Genomic DNA, 14,223 nt, shown 5'->3' with positions numbered 1-14,223 from the left:
AACACCCTGAGTCGACAAAAAGAGGAATTCACCCCTATTCATGCTGGCAAAATCGGCATGTATGTCTGCGGCATCACGGTGTATGACCTCTGTCACATTGGGCACGGGCGCACGTTTGTGGCCTTCGACGTGGTTTCGCGCTATCTGCGCTACGTCGGTTATGACGTCAATTATGTGCGCAACATTACCGACATTGATGACAAAATCATCAAACGAGCCAATGAGAACGGCGAGAGCATCGAAACGCTGACCAACCGTATGATCGGCGAAATGCACAGCGACTTCGATGCGCTGGGGATTTTACCGCCGGATGTGGAGCCGCGTGCCACGCGCCATATTCCTGACATCATTGCGCTGGTGGAAACGCTGATTGCCCGCGGTCACGCCTATGTCGCGGATAACGGCGATGTCATGTTTGATGTCCTGAGCGATGTTGATTATGGCGCACTGTCGCGTCAGGATCTGGAGCAGCTACAGGCAGGTGCGCGTGTAGAGGTTGCCGACGTGAAACGTAACCCGATGGATTTCGTGCTGTGGAAAATGTCCAAAGCGGACGAACCTTCATGGCCATCGCCGTGGGGCAACGGTCGTCCGGGCTGGCACATTGAATGTTCGGCGATGAACTGCAAACAGCTGGGTGCGCACTTTGATATTCACGGTGGCGGTTCTGATCTGATGTTTCCCCATCATGAAAACGAAATCGCCCAGTCGACCTGTGCCCACGATGGTCCGTATGTGAATTACTGGATGCATTCCGGCATGGTGATGATTGACCGTGAAAAGATGTCGAAGTCACTGAACAACTTTTTCACCGTGCGCGATGTGCTACAGCATTATGATGCCGAAACCGTGCGTTACTTTCTGATGTCGGGCCACTATCGCAGCCAGCTAAATTATGGTGAAGATAACCTGAACCAGGCACGCGCCGCGCTGGAACGCCTTTACACCGCGCTGCGTCATACTGACCGCACCGTAGCGGCCAGCGGTGGCGAGGCGTTCGAAGCCCGTTTCCGCGAAGCAATGAACGACGATTTCAACACGCCAGAAGCCTATTCGGTGCTGTTTGATATGGCGCGTGAAGTGAATCGTCTGAAAGGTGAAGACATGACGGCCGCCAGTGCGCTGGCAGCAAAACTGCGTGAAATCGCCAATGTATTGGGGATTCTGCAACAGGAGCCGGAAGTGTTTTTGCAAAGCAGTGCCCAAGGCAATGACGATGAAGTGGCTGAAATTGAACACTGGGTCAAAGCCCGCGCCGATGCGCGTGCGGCGAAAGACTGGGCGCAGGCGGATGTGGCACGCGATAAGCTCAATGCGCTGGGCGTGATTGTGGAAGACGGCCCGCAGGGTTCCACCTGGCGACGTAAATAACACGCAACACAGGAGAGGGCGAGCAATCGCCCTTTTTTGTCGATGACGATAAAGCAGATTCACATTCGCGGTTTCCGTTCGGTACGCGATCTCACGCTTCCGCTGCACCCGCTCAACGTGGTGAGCGGTCCCAACGGCTGTGGTAAATCCAATCTTTATAAAGCGGTGCGGCTGCTGCACGAGGCGGCTAACGGACGGCTTGCGCTGGCGCTGGCCGAAGAGGGCGGGGGGCAAAAAGTGATGTGGGCGGGCGGATTGCGCCGTGGCGACCGCCGACATGATCCTAAGCGGCTCATCCTGGCCGTGACGATGGATGATATGGATTACCAGCTGGAAACCGGTTTTCCTGAACCGCTATCAACCAGCCTGTTTAACCTGGATCCGCTGGTTAAAGAAGAACGCATCTGGCTGAGTGGCCAGCAGCGCCGACCGTCTTCCTGCATTATGCAGCGCACTAATCAGACCGCCTTTCTGCATAACATCGACGGAGAGCGCGTCAGTTATGCTGGCGTACTGCATCCTGAAGAATCCCTGTTTGGACAACTGGGGGAGCCGCACCGCTATCCCGAACTTTCCCGGATGCGTGAACGCCTGAAAGCATGGCGCTTTTATCATGAGTTTGCCGTCTGGCCAGGTTCACCGATTCGTTCGCCGCAGATTGGCGTGCGCGCACCCGTTCTGGCCCATGATGGCAGTAATCTCGCCGCAGCATGGGCAACGATAGTGGAACGTGGGCATCATGAACTGTTGTATAAAGTGATGAAAACAGCCTTCCCGGACACTGAGTTTCAGGTGGATGTGCAGAACGGACGTTTTCAGATGCTGATGCAGCGCCAGGGCATTTTGCGCCCGCTGGAAAGCGCCGAATTTTCCGATGGTACGCTGCGCTTCCTGTGCCTGGTCGTGGCGCTGCTCAGCCCGCGCCCGCCTGCCTTTATGGCGCTGAACGAGCCTGAAAACAGCCTGCATGAGGATTAACTGCCTGCCCTTGCCGCCCTGATTGCCGAGGCCAGTCAGTTCAGTCAGTTATGGATCACCAGCCATTCGCCCCGGCTGGCGACGCTGATTGCACAACATGCAGAGGTCAGTCACATTGCGCTGGAGCAGGTTAACGGTGAGACGCGGATAGTGGGAGAGGCGCGGATTTAAGGTGCCCCACCTGGGGCACCAGCGGATCAGGCAACAACGGTAACGCGCTGCCCGGCAAACTCGACCGTTTGCCCCTGAAAGATTTTGCAGCGCTTACGGGTTTCGACTTCGCCGTCGACCCGCACCTCGCCGTCACCGATCGCCACTTTAGCCTGTGCACCGCTTTCTACCCAGCCTTCAAGTTTCAGCAGATCGCAGAGATCAACGTGGGGAAATTTGCCCAAAGAAAACGTAGCCATTATGCCTGCTCCCATCATGAAACGCTTCGCATGCCTGCAAGGTATTTTGAATAAGTGTCGCCACGGTCATTGGCCCTACGCCACCCGGAACCGGGGTGATATAAGAAGCACGTTCAAAGGCAGCCTCATAATCCACATCCCCGACCACTTTGCCGCTTTCAAGACGGTTAATACCGACATCGATGACGATTGCGCCCGGTTTAATCCAGTCGCCCGGAATAAAATGGGGTTTACCGACCGCGACAATCAGCAGATCGGCGTGTTCAACATGGTGGCGCAGATCGCGGGTAAAACGGTGCGTGACGGTGGTTGTGCAGCCGGCTAACAGCAGTTCCATGCTCATGGGACGGCCCACAATGTTTGATGCACCGACAACCACCGCATTGAGCCCGTAAGCATCAATGTTGTAGCGCTCCAGCAGTGTCACAATGCCGCGCGGGGTGCACGGGCGCAGTTTTGGCGCACGCTGGCACAGGCGACCAACGTTATAGGGATGGAAACCATCAACATCTTTATCGGGCGTGATGCGCTCAAGCACTTTGACGTTATCAATGCCGGCTGGCAAAGGCAGTTGCACCAGAATGCCATCGATCGTGTTGTCGCTGTTCAGAGTATCAATCAGCTGCAGCAATTCCGCTTCACTGGTGGTGTCGGGCAGATCGTAAGAGCGGGAGATAAAGCCGACTTCTTCACAGGCGCGGCGTTTGCTGCCGACATAAATCTGTGAGGCAGGGTTCTCACCTACCAAAACTACGGCCAGACCCGGTGCACGTTTACCGGCGGCCAGGCGTTGTTTCACTTTTTCTGCAACCTCAAGCCGTACCTGCTGCGCAATCGTTTTACCGTCAATAATTTTTGCTGCCATCAGAGCGTAAATCCACTGTGTTGAGTTTGAATCGGGAATGGCGCCTATTTTGTCAGAAGCACGTCCGGCTGTCAGGTAGAGATTCTGACCACAGTGTGGTTACCGACATTTCGCCGTGACGAAAGTATGGGTTAACGCTTATGATGCCAGACAGAGAAATGAAGGGAAGACGTAATGATTTGGTTAATAATCGCCACTTTAGTTGTCGTGTTTGTTATAGGCTTCCAGCTGCTGACCGCCGGTTCACGCCATGCCGCGCAGGCGCTCAGTAAGCGTCTACAACTCCCGCCGGTTCATATCGAATCCATGCTTTCCCTGATGGGAAAGGAGGCGGCAAAAGAGTTTACCGACTACATCAGCGGTGATAATGAAGCACATCTGAATAATGGTGCGGCAGTGCTGGTAATCTGGCAGGTGATGATTGTCGATGGCAGCGATGAAAATCTCTGGCGCTGGCACGGCGCACTCAGCCGGGCAGGCTTTACCGCGACGATTTCCCGCCAGCAGTTGTTGCTGGCGTTGGGCTTTTTGCGCCAGCTGGAACCGGATAGTCATGAGCTCAATGCGCTACGCGAGCAATATAATACGCGCGTGACTCAGCAAGGCGTTGAGCTGGAAGGTGAAACTGCCGAGGTGAGTAACCTGGTGTCGCTGAGCGCCTGGCGAGACAAACATTAGCGAAAATTGGTCATTACCTGGGCACTCACCGCGTCGGCGCGGCAAAAACGTTGACGTAACAGCGTTCAACCGTATAATTCGACCCAACCTCTCCGCGCCCTTAGCTCAGCTGGATAGAGCACCGGCCTTCTAAGCCGTAGGTCACAGGTTCGAATCCTGTAGGGCGCGCCACTATCTTTCAATGAGTTACCTCCTTTCTCATCAAGCCAGTTTTTCAATGTGGGACAGATTTGGGACACGACTGCCAAAAATCGCGTCAATTTGCCTCGCATGTTCCGTTAAGTGGTTAGGTGCCAGGTGAGCATAACGCTGTACCATTTCGATGCTTTCCCAGCCGCCCATTTCCTGCAATGCCGACAGCGGCACTCCGGCCTGAATTAACCAACTCGCCCAGGTGTGCCTCAGGTCATGAAAGCGGAAATCCTCAATGCCTGCCCTTTTCAGTGCGGCGCGCCACGCGGTATTTGAGTCGACACGCATCTTCCTGACACTTGCCGTAGAGGTCCCGTCATTTCGCTTCACCGATTCGGTGTGAACAAACACCCATACGTTGTGCCGGCCGATTTGCCTTCTCAGTACCGACTCAGCCATATCATTCAGCGCTACGCCAATAGCCCTGCCTGATTTGCTGTCCTCCGGGTAAATCCACGCCACTTTGCGCTGCAGGTCAATCTGTTGCCATTTCAGGTCAACGATATTGGAACGTCGCAATCCTGTTGCCAAAGCAAACTCTACGGTAGACTTGAGTGGTTCCGGGCATTCGTTTATCAGACGCTGTGCTTCAGCGGGTTCGAGCCACCGCACCCGCTTGTTTCTTTCCTGAGGCACCTTAATGACCGGTGACTTCTCGATCCATTTCCATTCACGCTCAGCGGCCCGCATAAGCGCTTTCATTAATGCCAGGTGCTTAGCCTTCGTCGATGTTGATACGGCTTCAGGCTTATATGTGCCGGCATCGATTCCTTTCTTAGCCATGGATATGGCGCGCTGATCAAACCGTTCCTTAGCCTTCCTGTTGGTCATCCTGCTGACTGCGGCGTAAATCTTTGCCTCAGTGATATCCTTCAGCAAAACCCCTTCAAAATGCATGAGCCAGAATCCAATCCGGCCCTTGTCAGCATCAAGAGATTTCTTGTGCGCCTTTTCTTCCAGCCAGCGCAGGCATGCCTCTTCAAACGTTACGTCCGGGAAATCCCCGAGTCGTTCTATTCGCCAGAGTTCAGCCTTTCTCCGATCGTGCAACTCCTGTGCCTGCTTTCGGTCCTCTGTGCCAAGAGATTCTTTAATGCGCTTCCCGCCTGGCGTCGTGTAACTCCCGTACCAGACGGAACCTCTGCGGAAGATCGACATGATGTTTTCTCCTCATATGCATCTGCCGCGCTCACGGTGACAGTGTGCATTGGATTATTGAGAGCGGCAATACATGCCTGGCGGGTTAAGAGATAGGGTGACTTAGGTTTGCTTGGGTCCTTGCGCGTTGCCATCAGGCGGCCGGTGCGTATCCACTGCTGGCACGTAGGCCGGGATATGCCGAGGAACGCGCACGCCTCATCCATAGAAAGGGCGTAACTTTCCATATCTACTCCTCAGGTGGCTTGCTGCGTTTGAATGCGTAAATGAGAGCGATGAGAAGGGCGAGAGTGAGAATGTCGCCCGGTTCGGCGGTTATGGTGATGTTCATTCACGCATACCATTTAGATACTTTCTTCCACTCCTCCACTACTTCTGGATAGCCAAGCGCGATGAGAAATTCACACAGCGTATCATCAGCCTCGCCGTGTGCATTTTCAGTATCCCAATCCCCCTGGCACTCAATAAGCTTCTTGATTGCATCATCTTTTGTCATGATCGCCTCACGCTGCTGATCGTTTGTTTATTGGATAAAACTCACCGCCCACTAATCTGACGCTGGTATCCAGCTCATTGCCCCACGAATCCCAACCCTGATCGGCGGTGCGTGCGAACAACTCAATGCGCGGCACTTCACCGATGAGCTTCACCAGGCTGTCACGGATAATCTGAGGCTTAGCGCTGTGCTCCATGCGTGGTGCGCTGATGTGCTGGCATATGGATGCATCCATGCGTTTCGGCAGTCGTCCCTTCACCGCAAACAGACAATCCTCGCTGTTTGCCCGCGTCATGTGGCCCATTCCGATTGCACTGTTCCCTTTGAGCTTGTTCGTCTTGTGCCAGGTGAATCCCTTCATTGTCATGAGCCGGAAACCCCACGCCTCGACAACCTTTAACGCCTCCAGCGGCTGAGTCGGCACCCACCACATGGCAAGCAGGCATGAGTCAGGATCGGCAAGTGACCACACGGGTAACCGGCAGATATCCTGCAGCGTCATAACCGGGTATTTGTGGCAGGCACCGCGGTTGCCATCATTGGCCTTGTCGCGGTATGACCATGGCGGATCGGCGTAAATAAGCCGGTATTTACCCATGTCGCTCTCCTGACTTGAGAAAGATAACCCAGTGGGTTTTATCGCCCTTGCCAGTGCGCTGCCAGATAGTGGGCTTCTGGTCAGTGAGAGCTATCACCTTGCTTACTGGTATCTGAGTTTCATTCCATTTGAAAATCAGCGTGCCGTGCGGGCGAAGGACTCGAAACGCCTCTCGGAATCCAGCGGCAATGTCTTGTGGCCACGTTGATTTATCCAGCGCGCCATACTTCTTTTTCATCCATGCGTTATCGCCAACCTTTTCAAGATGAGGTGGGTCAAACACAACCTGGGCGAAAGTGTTGTCAGGAAATGGAAGCGCCCGAAAGTCGGCGATGATGTCAGGGCTAATCTGTAGAGTGCGACCATCACACAAAACATGCTGCTCGGCGCGACGGTCTGTAAAAACAGCGCGCTCATCCTGCTTATCCATCCAGAACATGCGCGATCCGCAGCACATATCCAATATGCTTACTTCAGACATAACAACTCCTCACGCAGAGCGAGATAAAGGTTAATGGTGTGGGGGTTACTTCAGAGTGACGTGGGGGATTTTTCCAGCGGCTATAGAGTCGTACACTTGCTCAATCGCGTGAATCACAGCAGTGTTATTGTAGTTCGTGGCGAAATTCCTCATTGCAGCAATAGCCTCCTCACGCTTGCGCTCCGCTTCCTTGCGTATTGGACGGAACCTGAAAGCGCTTGGAGTTGATGCGTATTCTTTACCGCTATCCAGCATCTGATAAACGATAATCGAGCCTGAAGCATAGTTTATCTTGCATCGTGACCACCCGCGTGGAACCTCTCGCTCACACTCACACCCAACCGGCGGCAACCATTGGACATCCCATTCAGGCTGCTTTGATGCGGCAAGGGCGGCTTCGTATTCCTCGTATGAAACGCATCCTATACCGCTGAAATTTAATCCACCCATAATAAATGGCGCTCGGCCTTTAGAATGGAAAATTACAGTGCCATTAATACCATTAGAGGCTACAGTGTAACCACCCGGCCAGCCGCCGAGGTTCGGCAATTCCTTCACTAATAGATCAATCAGCTTCATGCCACTCTCCTTTGTTTATTGGCGCGCTCAATGCGCTCGTAATCTTCCCTACATTCGCTGCAGCAGAAGAATCCGGTCGATACCTTCTCTTCGCAGTAATGGCAGGTGCCTGTGAATTGCATGTGTGGCTTACATCGGTTGGCTAATGCAAGTTGCAGGTTGAATGCTTCAAGCTCTGCTGCTTCATCAATTGGGTCAGAACACATAGTGGCTACTCCTGAATTTAGGCAATAAAAAACCCCGCCGTGGCGAGGTATCTTTATTTTGGTTTCTATTTGCGCATTTCGACGGGTTTGGTCTCATGCTTGATGATAGCTTTATGAATTACCTCATCGTCAGGTCTGGTGTAGTATGCAATTAGGTACACGAACCTTTCCCCGGAACTGGAAGCGGGCGATAAAAACTCACCCGCCGTGTAAGATTCTTGCTTACCTGAATCAGTATTTGTCAGCAGAATATGGGTAGTCGCATATCCCTCTCCCTGCCAAACTTCAGTGCTTCCGTCATTCCTGAATACAACAAATTCGGCCATCACTTTTCCTCCTTCTGATAAACCGGGTCAGTACCACGCGGAAACTGTAGCGCCGCGTTCCTGTAATGCTGCAGACGCTCCCTGAAGTATTCCCTGTATTCCTCCGGCTGCTGCATCTCCACTTCCATGGGAATAACCGGCATATTCATACGCTCCTTGTACGCAACGCCAGACGCGGCTAAATCCACGTTAACCTTATCGCGTTCTTCTTTGCTTCTTGCTGCTATGTTGTGTGACATGCGATGCCCTCCTGAATGGAGTATATCGCGGATGAGTCAGGAGGGAATGGTTGGTTTTGCGAAGAGGGGTTCGGGGTCGCCGACGTATATTTCTGCCTCTTCAAGCGTGTGGCAAAGTATACCTTTCACCTCATACGCATGTGGCTCACTAAACGCCTGCCGATAAGCCAAGAGCTCTTTTGCCATTGCTGATGCATCGCCACAGTAAACATGATCATCTTCAGCAATGAGCCGCAAATCCTCATCACTAATCATCCTGACCTCCCGGCGCTGCTGGGTAGCCCAAACCTTTATCAGTGAACTCAATGCGCACTTTTGTCGGATCAGCGCATTTTGGTTCGTCACCATTGCGGAATACAACAAAGCTCATTCCGTGCAGTTCCGCCATTCGCTCAGCTTCTTTCTGCCAATCGCTTACAGGCTGTGCGGTGGCGTTAAGGCGCTCAAGAGCAAAGCGCATAACCTTAAGCTGCATTTCGTCATCTTCATCTAGGCCAAAAGGAAGCTCATCGCAGATATTTTCCAATTCGGAAATCTGCGGCTTTAGCCACTCAATAAGCGCCTGCACATCACCATCAACTGGATTGGGGGAATTAGTTGTCATGGTTGGTGACCTCGAAAGAGTGATTTTGTATCGCCTCAATCAATTCATCTGCATCAACAGTGAAAACCTTCAGCGTTTCGCACCCGCCTATTTTTGCGCCTGATATTCTGTATCCGCCGCTATTGTCACAAATGCACAGCGACAGGCTGCCGTTAATGTTATGGCATACCTCAACACGAACTTGTTTATTGCTCATTTGCGCCTCCGCTTCTGCGCTGCACGTTTTTGCTGAGCGGCATAACCGCGCTTGTTATTAACCGGATATGAATTACCGGCGATACCGAAAACCAACTGGTTCTGTAATTTCGCGGCTGCCAATATGCTCATCGCAGACCACATTGCCATTTTTCGCATATCAACCCGCCTTATCCGCAGTGCCTTGGGTGCCGGAGCGGATTAAATCCGAAAGCTCCTGAATTGTCTGATGGTCGACTAAATCTCTGTCAGGCATCTGAGTGATGTTATATTTCTGATAGACATGAGCCGCTTCACTGCATAGCTCAATTGCTTTTGCAGAAATCGCATCCAGCTTCTGCTGCAACTCGGCTATCTCGTTGTGCATGTCTGTAATTAGGGATTCAAGTTCGCGCCCGGGCCTACTTTTAGTGCAATGCTCAGCCCATTCTCTTTCTTTAAGAAGGGTCAGGATTGCCTTAACATCAGCTACCAGATCATCCTGCTCTTTAAGTTTTGCTACTGACATTTTTGTTCTCCTGAATCCGCTACAGACACCACGACCAGCTCATCGTTATCGAATGACTCTGGCTTATCGTTGATGTAACAAAGCACCTTATTGGCAAGGTGCCTGACGTTGGTAACCATGGCTAACTGCTCATCGGCTAATACGATGAACATGAAGCTGTTGAGGCGATATGCCGGTATGCGGCATTGCCTGCGGTGAAGTGTTTGCATGGGAGTGTGTCCGGTTAGGCGACTGTTAAGCTAAGCGCCGCCACCAGGAGCTTTAGCTTTCTATCCTGCCGCTCGGCTGCTAATTGAGCCTTAATGGGATTGGTTGTCAGCGTGTTATCAGGTAGCAACCATGCTTTGCGCTGCCAGAAAAAAGGGAGCGTAACGCTCCCGACTTTCATTGGACTGTAAGGGTTCTGCATCATCACTCCTCACTGGAGCCATCCAGTACGCTGTATTCAGCACTGAGCACTGAGGCGTTGTCCTGATCGACGTCGCTCTCAGCCTTCTCATCAAGGATGACGGCCTTCTGCATTTCGATGCTCACTGGCAGGTATTTGAACATTCGGCGGATGACGGTTTTCTTCGCCATCTCTTCCCAGTGCGTAACCCAGGGTCCGTTTGATGACGCTTTGCTTTGTGCCTTGACCTTTTCAACCTGCTTAACGGTCATGACCTCAAACTGAGTTCCGCCGTCTTTGAGTCGTGCCACGGCATAAACATGGGTAATAGGGGCGTCTTCATTTTCGCCCGGGCGGTGAATCAGGTTTTCATCAAGTCCGTACTCAAAGCTAAACTCATCATCAGCGCGAACTACGCGGGCGGATAGGCTGACGATTTGACCGGACCGGCGGGCGAGGTCAATCATGCCGCGATAGCCAATAATCAGTTGAACGTTAGACTGACCTGATTTTGAACGTCCATTGCCGAACGGCAGAAGATACGCATGACCAAGCGCGCTGCCAGGCTCCAGGCCAAGCTGAGAGCACTGTACGACCGCCCCGATAAAGCTGCTCTGGTCACATGTTGCCAGTGCCGGTGTTTTGCGAATCTCAGTGGTGACAATGCGAATCATGCGATCTGCAGTCATGTGGCGGGGCAGCGCCGCGGCAAGCTGGCTTTTCATTGCAGGCTGATTCATGAAGCCAACCAGCGTCTGCTCTGGCGTTTTATTGGCTACCTGCTTGCCTGTATTGGCCTTCTGCAGGTCAGCGCTGGCGATTGGTGGCTGGTTAGACATTTCGGATTTCCTTAGCCCAGTACGGGAGTGAAAGAGTTGCGATGCCCGGCCATTCATTCCTTGCCTGGCATTCTGCATAAGTGGTTAGGTTGCGCTTGTATTCGGCACGGCCAGCATCTTTAGCCTGCTGATCCATAATAAAGACCTGAACTGGATAGCGTCCGCAGTCGATGGATGAGCTGACTACCAGAAACGCGAAGGTAGGAACCTCGCAGAACTGAGCTTCATATCCATCTGAATAAAAAGCGTCCTGAACGTGATAGCGGTATGAGTAGAAGTCCTTTTGAAACTTGCCGATGTCGGCTGTGCTTTTTACGTCCACGCACCAGTTAAACTCGGTGATCAATTTGTCAGGACGACAGCGGGATAAAACCTGTGTGTCACGGTCATTCCAGTAAATGCTTGCCTCTGCTTTTCCTTCAGTTTCAAGCATCCACCGGGCCACAGGATGAGCAAAGGCGCTGTCACGCATTAACCGCAATTTACGGTTGTCGTCGTGCGTGATGGGTGTGATGCCTTGCTGTTCACACATTTCCAGAAAGTCCTGCTCTTTTTGCTTCCCTGCGTTGGTGCGCCGGTTAACTTCGGGGCCAATCATGAATCGCTTGCTGAATTCATCAGGTTCAAGCAGGAGGCAATGCAGGGCCGTGCCTAAATCCAGTGCCGCGGTTTTCTCATCATCAACAGGTGCTGATTTGCGCCACTGGAATATTGCCGGGCTGACAGCGATATCATCCAGCTGTGATTTGCTGATTCCCGGTCCGGCGTGATATTCCTCGTTGCTGATGTCGTAATAAACGCCGGGCTGCATTACGCCACCTCATCAAAACTGTGTTTACTGGTCCAGATTGCAATAGCCCGCTCACGCCGGGCCACCTTCACCATCATGTCGCGCAGGAACGCCTCAGCCTCAATGTGCTGATCGTCGTCGTCATCAAACATCTCAATGGCGGGGTAGTCGTAAAATCGCGTCATGAACTGGCAGGCGGGAGCAATCAGTGGGTTAATCTTGTGACGTTCCATGTTGTCATCGACTTCCTTACCGATGCGCTCCAGCTCATCATCAGGAAGGTTGTCTGCAATCTCCTGAATCTCACGCTTTGCTTTGATGTTGAATCTCATTTGAAAGCCCTCCGCAACAGCTGCATTGCCATAGCCCACTTAACCTTGTCGCCGTATAGCTGAGCCTCCCTGGAAAGCTCCTGAGCGCGTCTGAAGAAGTTGGTTTTCATGGTTATGGCCTGCCTGGTTGATTTAAGGTGTCAACGAACCAGCGTCCAATGCGGCGAAGCTGTTCGGTTAAGCGTGAAAGTTGAGATGTGTTATTACAGGAGCCACCCACAGGGAAGGCTCCCACTAATGCGTATTGCATATGGGTAACTCCGTTGAATTGATGATTTAACAGGGAAAAAGAAAGGGGCCATTGCGGCCCCTGGTTGGTACTTCTTTCTTACTGTCTGAGCCCTCTAAAGGCGTTGGTGCGTAGCACCTCAAAGCCGTCTAAGCAGACAGCTTTACGGTGTCACTCTTCGCCAGCAAGCGCTTTAAGGGTTGCCAGTGTTTCCTCGAAATCTACTGAGCACTCCTCACAGCACTCATCGAATATCATCAGGTCTTCCCTGATGCATTCCAGAATCGCCGCGCACTGCTGAACTGATAATTCAGGCATCCTCTCTCTCCTGTAGTGGTTACTGGCCCAATGCTTTAGCAATGGCAGCGCGAATCTCTTCAATGCGGTCATCGTTAATAGCGGCGCGATTTGCCATGACATCGAACAGGACTGCCTGAAGCGCCTCAAGAAGCTCAGGTGCTGCGGCGATTAGGCGTGCGTTTGCTAACTGTGCCAATGACTCATCAACAAGAGCCACAAAATAATTGCCAGCATTTATGCTAACTTTTCCGTTTTCTACGCCGCCGCGATACCACGGTCCCGGCGTGCCTTTAAACTCACTCATACAACCCCTAAACAAACGCATAAACACACACTCCCATAACCGCAAAGACTGCCCAGCCTAGCCAAAAGTTCTCAGTGGATATCATGGGAGTGCTCCAGTAAAAAAAGCTGCGGGTTAGGCAGCCTGTCCAACTATCCGGAAATTCCGGATAGTTCACTTAATCTCGTCTCGTAAATATTCGAGCTTAGACAGCGCAGCAAGGTAACCGCGTTCCCACTGAATGGGTAAACCTCCCAACTTTGTTTTGCGAAGCTCGTCACGCACCATCAATATGGCCTCATTAATGATTTCAACCTTGCCTTCTTTGATGGCTTGGTTGCGTGGCTTCTTGCGCTGCTTAGGCAGGTTTCGCAAACATGCTGGCATATATCCTGATGCATCTCTCACCTCGCTGTCACAATGTCTTTAGATTTCCGATACCTGCTGCGTATTTCGCAACCTCTGGCAAACAAGCTGACCCACTCTCATGCTTACTACGCATAGAAGGGGAGTTGATTGCGCGGGATACTGTCAGGCTGCATCCGGTGCTCGCTACGGCGATTTTGCGTGCCAGGCGTGCGTCTGATTCCATTTGCTCACGCTTAGCTGCTCTGCGTGCTCTGTAGCGCGCCTTGGCGTTATCCTTTGCCAGATAAGTGATGACTACTGTCATAAGTACCTCCGGTATTGCTTGGGTGGTGTGGCCGGGATTGAACCGGCGACGCGATTCCATGGCTGGGCCTACGAATCCGCTCTACCTGCTGAGCTACACACCCAAAGCCACTGCACTTTGGTTTCCTCCTGTAAGAGAGGAACATTCCCATCAATGTTAAAGAGCGCGACATCCTGTCGTTTGTTGCTGTGCTTCGTGCTGATGGGTTAAATATACAAAACGTATTCACATGTGCAATACAATATGTATACTAATTTCAGTGAGTATACGTAATGTCATGAAAAATAATGTGATTTTTTTTTTATGAGGTTTTTTGAAGTGATAGATTGGTGTTGGTTGGGGTTATTTCCGGATAAGAAAATGAACATCGACGAAGAACGCCTACACATGGTCGTCTACGCCATAGGCCGTGTGGTGATAGAAATCAGAGCGGAAGGTAAATCAGTGAGTGATGCTGAGATTATCGAAAGGCTGGAGCACTACAGGAATCTGGAGACTAACACGA

General features: G+C 52.1%; 23 protein-coding genes, 2 tRNA genes and 3 pseudogenes. 4 read left to right on the top strand and 24 right to left on the bottom strand.

The window, feature by feature from the left end; all coding sequences use genetic code 11:
* Window positions 1-1,371: cysteine--tRNA ligase (cysS, locus tag C1N59_RS20510; protein WP_394551003.1), on the top strand; the 1,371-nt coding region annotated here is incomplete at its 5' end.
* A gap of 42 nt (window positions 1,372-1,413) precedes the next feature.
* Window positions 1,414-2,520: pseudogene (locus C1N59_RS20505) on the top strand (AAA family ATPase).
* 26 nt (window positions 2,521-2,546) lie between these two features.
* Here C1N59_RS20505 and ybcJ read toward each other — a convergent pair.
* On the bottom strand, window positions 2,547-2,759 hold the full coding sequence (gene ybcJ, locus C1N59_RS20500; protein ID WP_006117853.1) for a ribosome-associated protein YbcJ: 213 nt from the start codon (window positions 2,757-2,759) through the stop codon (window positions 2,547-2,549).
* A complete protein-coding gene (folD, locus tag C1N59_RS20495) occupies window positions 2,722-3,624 on the bottom strand; it encodes a bifunctional methylenetetrahydrofolate dehydrogenase/methenyltetrahydrofolate cyclohydrolase FolD (protein WP_394551001.1) in 903 nt (300 codons plus the stop codon). The genes ybcJ and folD overlap by 38 nt, the downstream gene beginning before the upstream one ends.
* Before the next feature lie 174 nt (window positions 3,625-3,798).
* Between folD and C1N59_RS20490 the strand changes: the two genes are divergently transcribed.
* Complete coding sequence (locus tag C1N59_RS20490) at window positions 3,799-4,302, top strand: DUF1198 family protein (protein ID WP_054634384.1); 504 nt, start codon at window positions 3,799-3,801, stop codon at window positions 4,300-4,302.
* 94 nt (window positions 4,303-4,396) lie between these two features.
* Window positions 4,397-4,473: transfer RNA gene (locus tag C1N59_RS20485), tRNA-Arg, on the top strand.
* Between the two features lie 30 nt (window positions 4,474-4,503).
* On the opposite strand, the gene C1N59_RS20480 is transcribed toward C1N59_RS20485, so the two are convergent.
* The 22 genes and pseudogenes from C1N59_RS20480 to C1N59_RS20375 all read right to left on the bottom strand — a co-directional run bounded on the left by C1N59_RS20480 (window position 4,504) and on the right by C1N59_RS20375 (window position 13,822).
* Window positions 4,504-5,652, bottom strand: coding sequence for a tyrosine-type recombinase/integrase (locus C1N59_RS20480; protein WP_394550999.1), 1,149 nt, complete (start codon window positions 5,650-5,652; stop codon window positions 4,504-4,506).
* Window positions 5,653-5,786: 134 nt separating this feature from the next.
* Window positions 5,787-5,858, bottom strand: a pseudogene (locus C1N59_RS20475) (helix-turn-helix domain-containing protein); the annotation flags it as partial.
* Window positions 5,859-5,983: 125 nt separating this feature from the next.
* Window positions 5,984-6,148, bottom strand: a complete 165-nt coding sequence (locus C1N59_RS20470; RefSeq protein WP_394550997.1) for a hypothetical protein — start codon at window positions 6,146-6,148, stop codon at window positions 5,984-5,986.
* 7 nt (window positions 6,149-6,155) lie between these two features.
* Complete coding sequence (locus C1N59_RS20465) at window positions 6,156-6,746, bottom strand: MT-A70 family methyltransferase (protein WP_394550995.1); 591 nt, start codon at window positions 6,744-6,746, stop codon at window positions 6,156-6,158.
* Window positions 6,739-7,227 (bottom strand): class I SAM-dependent methyltransferase, encoded by a 489-nt coding sequence (locus tag C1N59_RS20460; RefSeq protein WP_394550993.1) that lies wholly within the window; start codon window positions 7,225-7,227, stop codon window positions 6,739-6,741. Before C1N59_RS20460 ends, C1N59_RS20465 begins: the two co-directional genes overlap by 8 nt.
* A gap of 45 nt (window positions 7,228-7,272) precedes the next feature.
* The gene (locus tag C1N59_RS20455; RefSeq protein ID WP_394550991.1) at window positions 7,273-7,806 is read right to left on the bottom strand and encodes a hypothetical protein; all 534 of its coding nucleotides are present in this window, start codon (window positions 7,804-7,806) and stop codon (window positions 7,273-7,275) included.
* Between the two features lie 271 nt (window positions 7,807-8,077).
* The gene (locus C1N59_RS20450) at window positions 8,078-8,338 is read right to left on the bottom strand and encodes a hypothetical protein (RefSeq protein WP_394550989.1); all 261 of its coding nucleotides are present in this window, start codon (window positions 8,336-8,338) and stop codon (window positions 8,078-8,080) included.
* Window positions 8,338-8,577, bottom strand: a complete 240-nt coding sequence (locus C1N59_RS20445) for a DNA polymerase III subunit theta (protein WP_394550987.1) — start codon at window positions 8,575-8,577, stop codon at window positions 8,338-8,340. The genes C1N59_RS20450 and C1N59_RS20445 overlap by 1 nt, the downstream gene beginning before the upstream one ends.
* A 36-nt stretch (window positions 8,578-8,613) precedes the next feature.
* Window positions 8,614-8,832 (bottom strand): hypothetical protein, encoded by a 219-nt coding sequence (locus C1N59_RS20440; protein ID WP_394550985.1) that lies wholly within the window; start codon window positions 8,830-8,832, stop codon window positions 8,614-8,616.
* On the bottom strand, window positions 8,825-9,181 hold the full coding sequence (locus C1N59_RS20435; protein ID WP_394550983.1) for a hypothetical protein: 357 nt from the start codon (window positions 9,179-9,181) through the stop codon (window positions 8,825-8,827). The genes C1N59_RS20440 and C1N59_RS20435 overlap by 8 nt, the downstream gene beginning before the upstream one ends.
* The gene (locus C1N59_RS20430) at window positions 9,171-9,377 is read right to left on the bottom strand and encodes a hypothetical protein (RefSeq protein WP_006117561.1); all 207 of its coding nucleotides are present in this window, start codon (window positions 9,375-9,377) and stop codon (window positions 9,171-9,173) included. The genes C1N59_RS20435 and C1N59_RS20430 overlap by 11 nt, the downstream gene beginning before the upstream one ends.
* 159 nt (window positions 9,378-9,536) lie before the next feature.
* On the bottom strand, window positions 9,537-9,884 hold the full coding sequence (locus tag C1N59_RS20425) for a hypothetical protein (protein ID WP_394550980.1): 348 nt from the start codon (window positions 9,882-9,884) through the stop codon (window positions 9,537-9,539).
* Window positions 9,875-10,093 (bottom strand): hypothetical protein, encoded by a 219-nt coding sequence (locus C1N59_RS20420; RefSeq protein ID WP_394550978.1) that lies wholly within the window; start codon window positions 10,091-10,093, stop codon window positions 9,875-9,877. Before C1N59_RS20420 ends, C1N59_RS20425 begins: the two co-directional genes overlap by 10 nt.
* A gap of 14 nt (window positions 10,094-10,107) precedes the next feature.
* On the bottom strand, window positions 10,108-10,293 hold the full coding sequence (locus C1N59_RS20415; protein WP_394551005.1) for a DUF1317 family protein: 186 nt from the start codon (window positions 10,291-10,293) through the stop codon (window positions 10,108-10,110).
* A gap of 2 nt (window positions 10,294-10,295) precedes the next feature.
* Entirely contained in the window at window positions 10,296-11,111 is an 816-nt protein-coding gene (gene recT, locus C1N59_RS20410) for a recombination protein RecT (protein WP_394550976.1), read from the bottom strand.
* Window positions 11,104-11,922, bottom strand: a pseudogene (locus C1N59_RS20405) (PD-(D/E)XK nuclease-like domain-containing protein); the annotation flags it as partial. The gene recT and the pseudogene C1N59_RS20405, both read right to left, overlap by 8 nt.
* The gene (locus tag C1N59_RS20400) at window positions 11,922-12,233 is read right to left on the bottom strand and encodes a hypothetical protein (RefSeq protein WP_394550974.1); all 312 of its coding nucleotides are present in this window, start codon (window positions 12,231-12,233) and stop codon (window positions 11,922-11,924) included. The pseudogene C1N59_RS20405 and the gene C1N59_RS20400, both read right to left, overlap by 1 nt.
* Window positions 12,234-12,345: 112 nt before the next feature.
* Window positions 12,346-12,483 carry a protease FtsH-inhibitory lysogeny factor CIII gene (locus C1N59_RS20395; protein WP_151160884.1) on the bottom strand — a complete coding sequence of 46 codons (138 nt, stop codon included), beginning with the start codon at window positions 12,481-12,483 and terminating at the stop codon, window positions 12,346-12,348.
* 150 nt (window positions 12,484-12,633) lie between these two features.
* A complete protein-coding gene (locus C1N59_RS20390) occupies window positions 12,634-12,780 on the bottom strand; it encodes a hypothetical protein (RefSeq protein WP_394550972.1) in 147 nt (48 codons plus the stop codon).
* Between the two features lie 19 nt (window positions 12,781-12,799).
* On the bottom strand, window positions 12,800-13,066 hold the full coding sequence (locus tag C1N59_RS20385; protein WP_394550970.1) for a hypothetical protein: 267 nt from the start codon (window positions 13,064-13,066) through the stop codon (window positions 12,800-12,802).
* Between the two features lie 153 nt (window positions 13,067-13,219).
* The gene (locus tag C1N59_RS20380) at window positions 13,220-13,432 is read right to left on the bottom strand and encodes a hypothetical protein (protein WP_394550968.1); all 213 of its coding nucleotides are present in this window, start codon (window positions 13,430-13,432) and stop codon (window positions 13,220-13,222) included.
* 305 nt (window positions 13,433-13,737) lie between these two features.
* Window positions 13,738-13,822 (bottom strand) — tRNA-Gly (locus C1N59_RS20375).
* Window positions 13,823-14,223: the final 401 nt, after the last annotated feature.

The organism is Pantoea sp. SGAir0183 (assembly GCF_043545505.1).
Note: the sequence above shows the minus strand (reverse complement) of the source record. Positions and strands in the feature narration are given on the sequence as shown.

Coding starts and splice junctions, on each gene's coding strand:
- ybcJ (WP_006117853.1), bottom strand. CDS start 2,759: ATGGCTACGTTTTCTTTGGGCAAATTTCCCCACGTTGATCTCTGCGAT.
- folD (WP_394551001.1), bottom strand. CDS start 3,624: ATGGCAGCAAAAATTATTGACGGTAAAACGATTGCGCAGCAGGTACGG.
- C1N59_RS20490 (WP_054634384.1), top strand. CDS start 3,799: ATGATTTGGTTAATAATCGCCACTTTAGTTGTCGTGTTTGTTATAGGC.
- C1N59_RS20480 (WP_394550999.1), bottom strand. CDS start 5,652: ATGTCGATCTTCCGCAGAGGTTCCGTCTGGTACGGGAGTTACACGACG.
- C1N59_RS20470 (WP_394550997.1), bottom strand. CDS start 6,148: ATGACAAAAGATGATGCAATCAAGAAGCTTATTGAGTGCCAGGGGGAT.
- C1N59_RS20465 (WP_394550995.1), bottom strand. CDS start 6,746: ATGGGTAAATACCGGCTTATTTACGCCGATCCGCCATGGTCATACCGC.
- C1N59_RS20460 (WP_394550993.1), bottom strand. CDS start 7,227: ATGTCTGAAGTAAGCATATTGGATATGTGCTGCGGATCGCGCATGTTC.
- C1N59_RS20455 (WP_394550991.1), bottom strand. CDS start 7,806: ATGAAGCTGATTGATCTATTAGTGAAGGAATTGCCGAACCTCGGCGGC.
- C1N59_RS20450 (WP_394550989.1), bottom strand. CDS start 8,338: ATGGCCGAATTTGTTGTATTCAGGAATGACGGAAGCACTGAAGTTTGG.
- C1N59_RS20445 (WP_394550987.1), bottom strand. CDS start 8,577: ATGTCACACAACATAGCAGCAAGAAGCAAAGAAGAACGCGATAAGGTT.
- C1N59_RS20440 (WP_394550985.1), bottom strand. CDS start 8,832: ATGATTAGTGATGAGGATTTGCGGCTCATTGCTGAAGATGATCATGTT.
- C1N59_RS20435 (WP_394550983.1), bottom strand. CDS start 9,181: ATGACAACTAATTCCCCCAATCCAGTTGATGGTGATGTGCAGGCGCTT.
- C1N59_RS20430 (WP_006117561.1), bottom strand. CDS start 9,377: ATGAGCAATAAACAAGTTCGTGTTGAGGTATGCCATAACATTAACGGC.
- C1N59_RS20425 (WP_394550980.1), bottom strand. CDS start 9,884: ATGTCAGTAGCAAAACTTAAAGAGCAGGATGATCTGGTAGCTGATGTT.
- C1N59_RS20420 (WP_394550978.1), bottom strand. CDS start 10,093: ATGCAAACACTTCACCGCAGGCAATGCCGCATACCGGCATATCGCCTC.
- C1N59_RS20415 (WP_394551005.1), bottom strand. CDS start 10,293: ATGCAGAACCCTTACAGTCCAATGAAAGTCGGGAGCGTTACGCTCCCT.
- recT (WP_394550976.1), bottom strand. CDS start 11,111: ATGTCTAACCAGCCACCAATCGCCAGCGCTGACCTGCAGAAGGCCAAT.
- C1N59_RS20400 (WP_394550974.1), bottom strand. CDS start 12,233: ATGAGATTCAACATCAAAGCAAAGCGTGAGATTCAGGAGATTGCAGAC.
- C1N59_RS20395 (WP_151160884.1), bottom strand. CDS start 12,483: ATGCAATACGCATTAGTGGGAGCCTTCCCTGTGGGTGGCTCCTGTAAT.
- C1N59_RS20390 (WP_394550972.1), bottom strand. CDS start 12,780: ATGCCTGAATTATCAGTTCAGCAGTGCGCGGCGATTCTGGAATGCATC.
- C1N59_RS20385 (WP_394550970.1), bottom strand. CDS start 13,066: ATGAGTGAGTTTAAAGGCACGCCGGGACCGTGGTATCGCGGCGGCGTA.
- C1N59_RS20380 (WP_394550968.1), bottom strand. CDS start 13,432: ATGCCAGCATGTTTGCGAAACCTGCCTAAGCAGCGCAAGAAGCCACGC.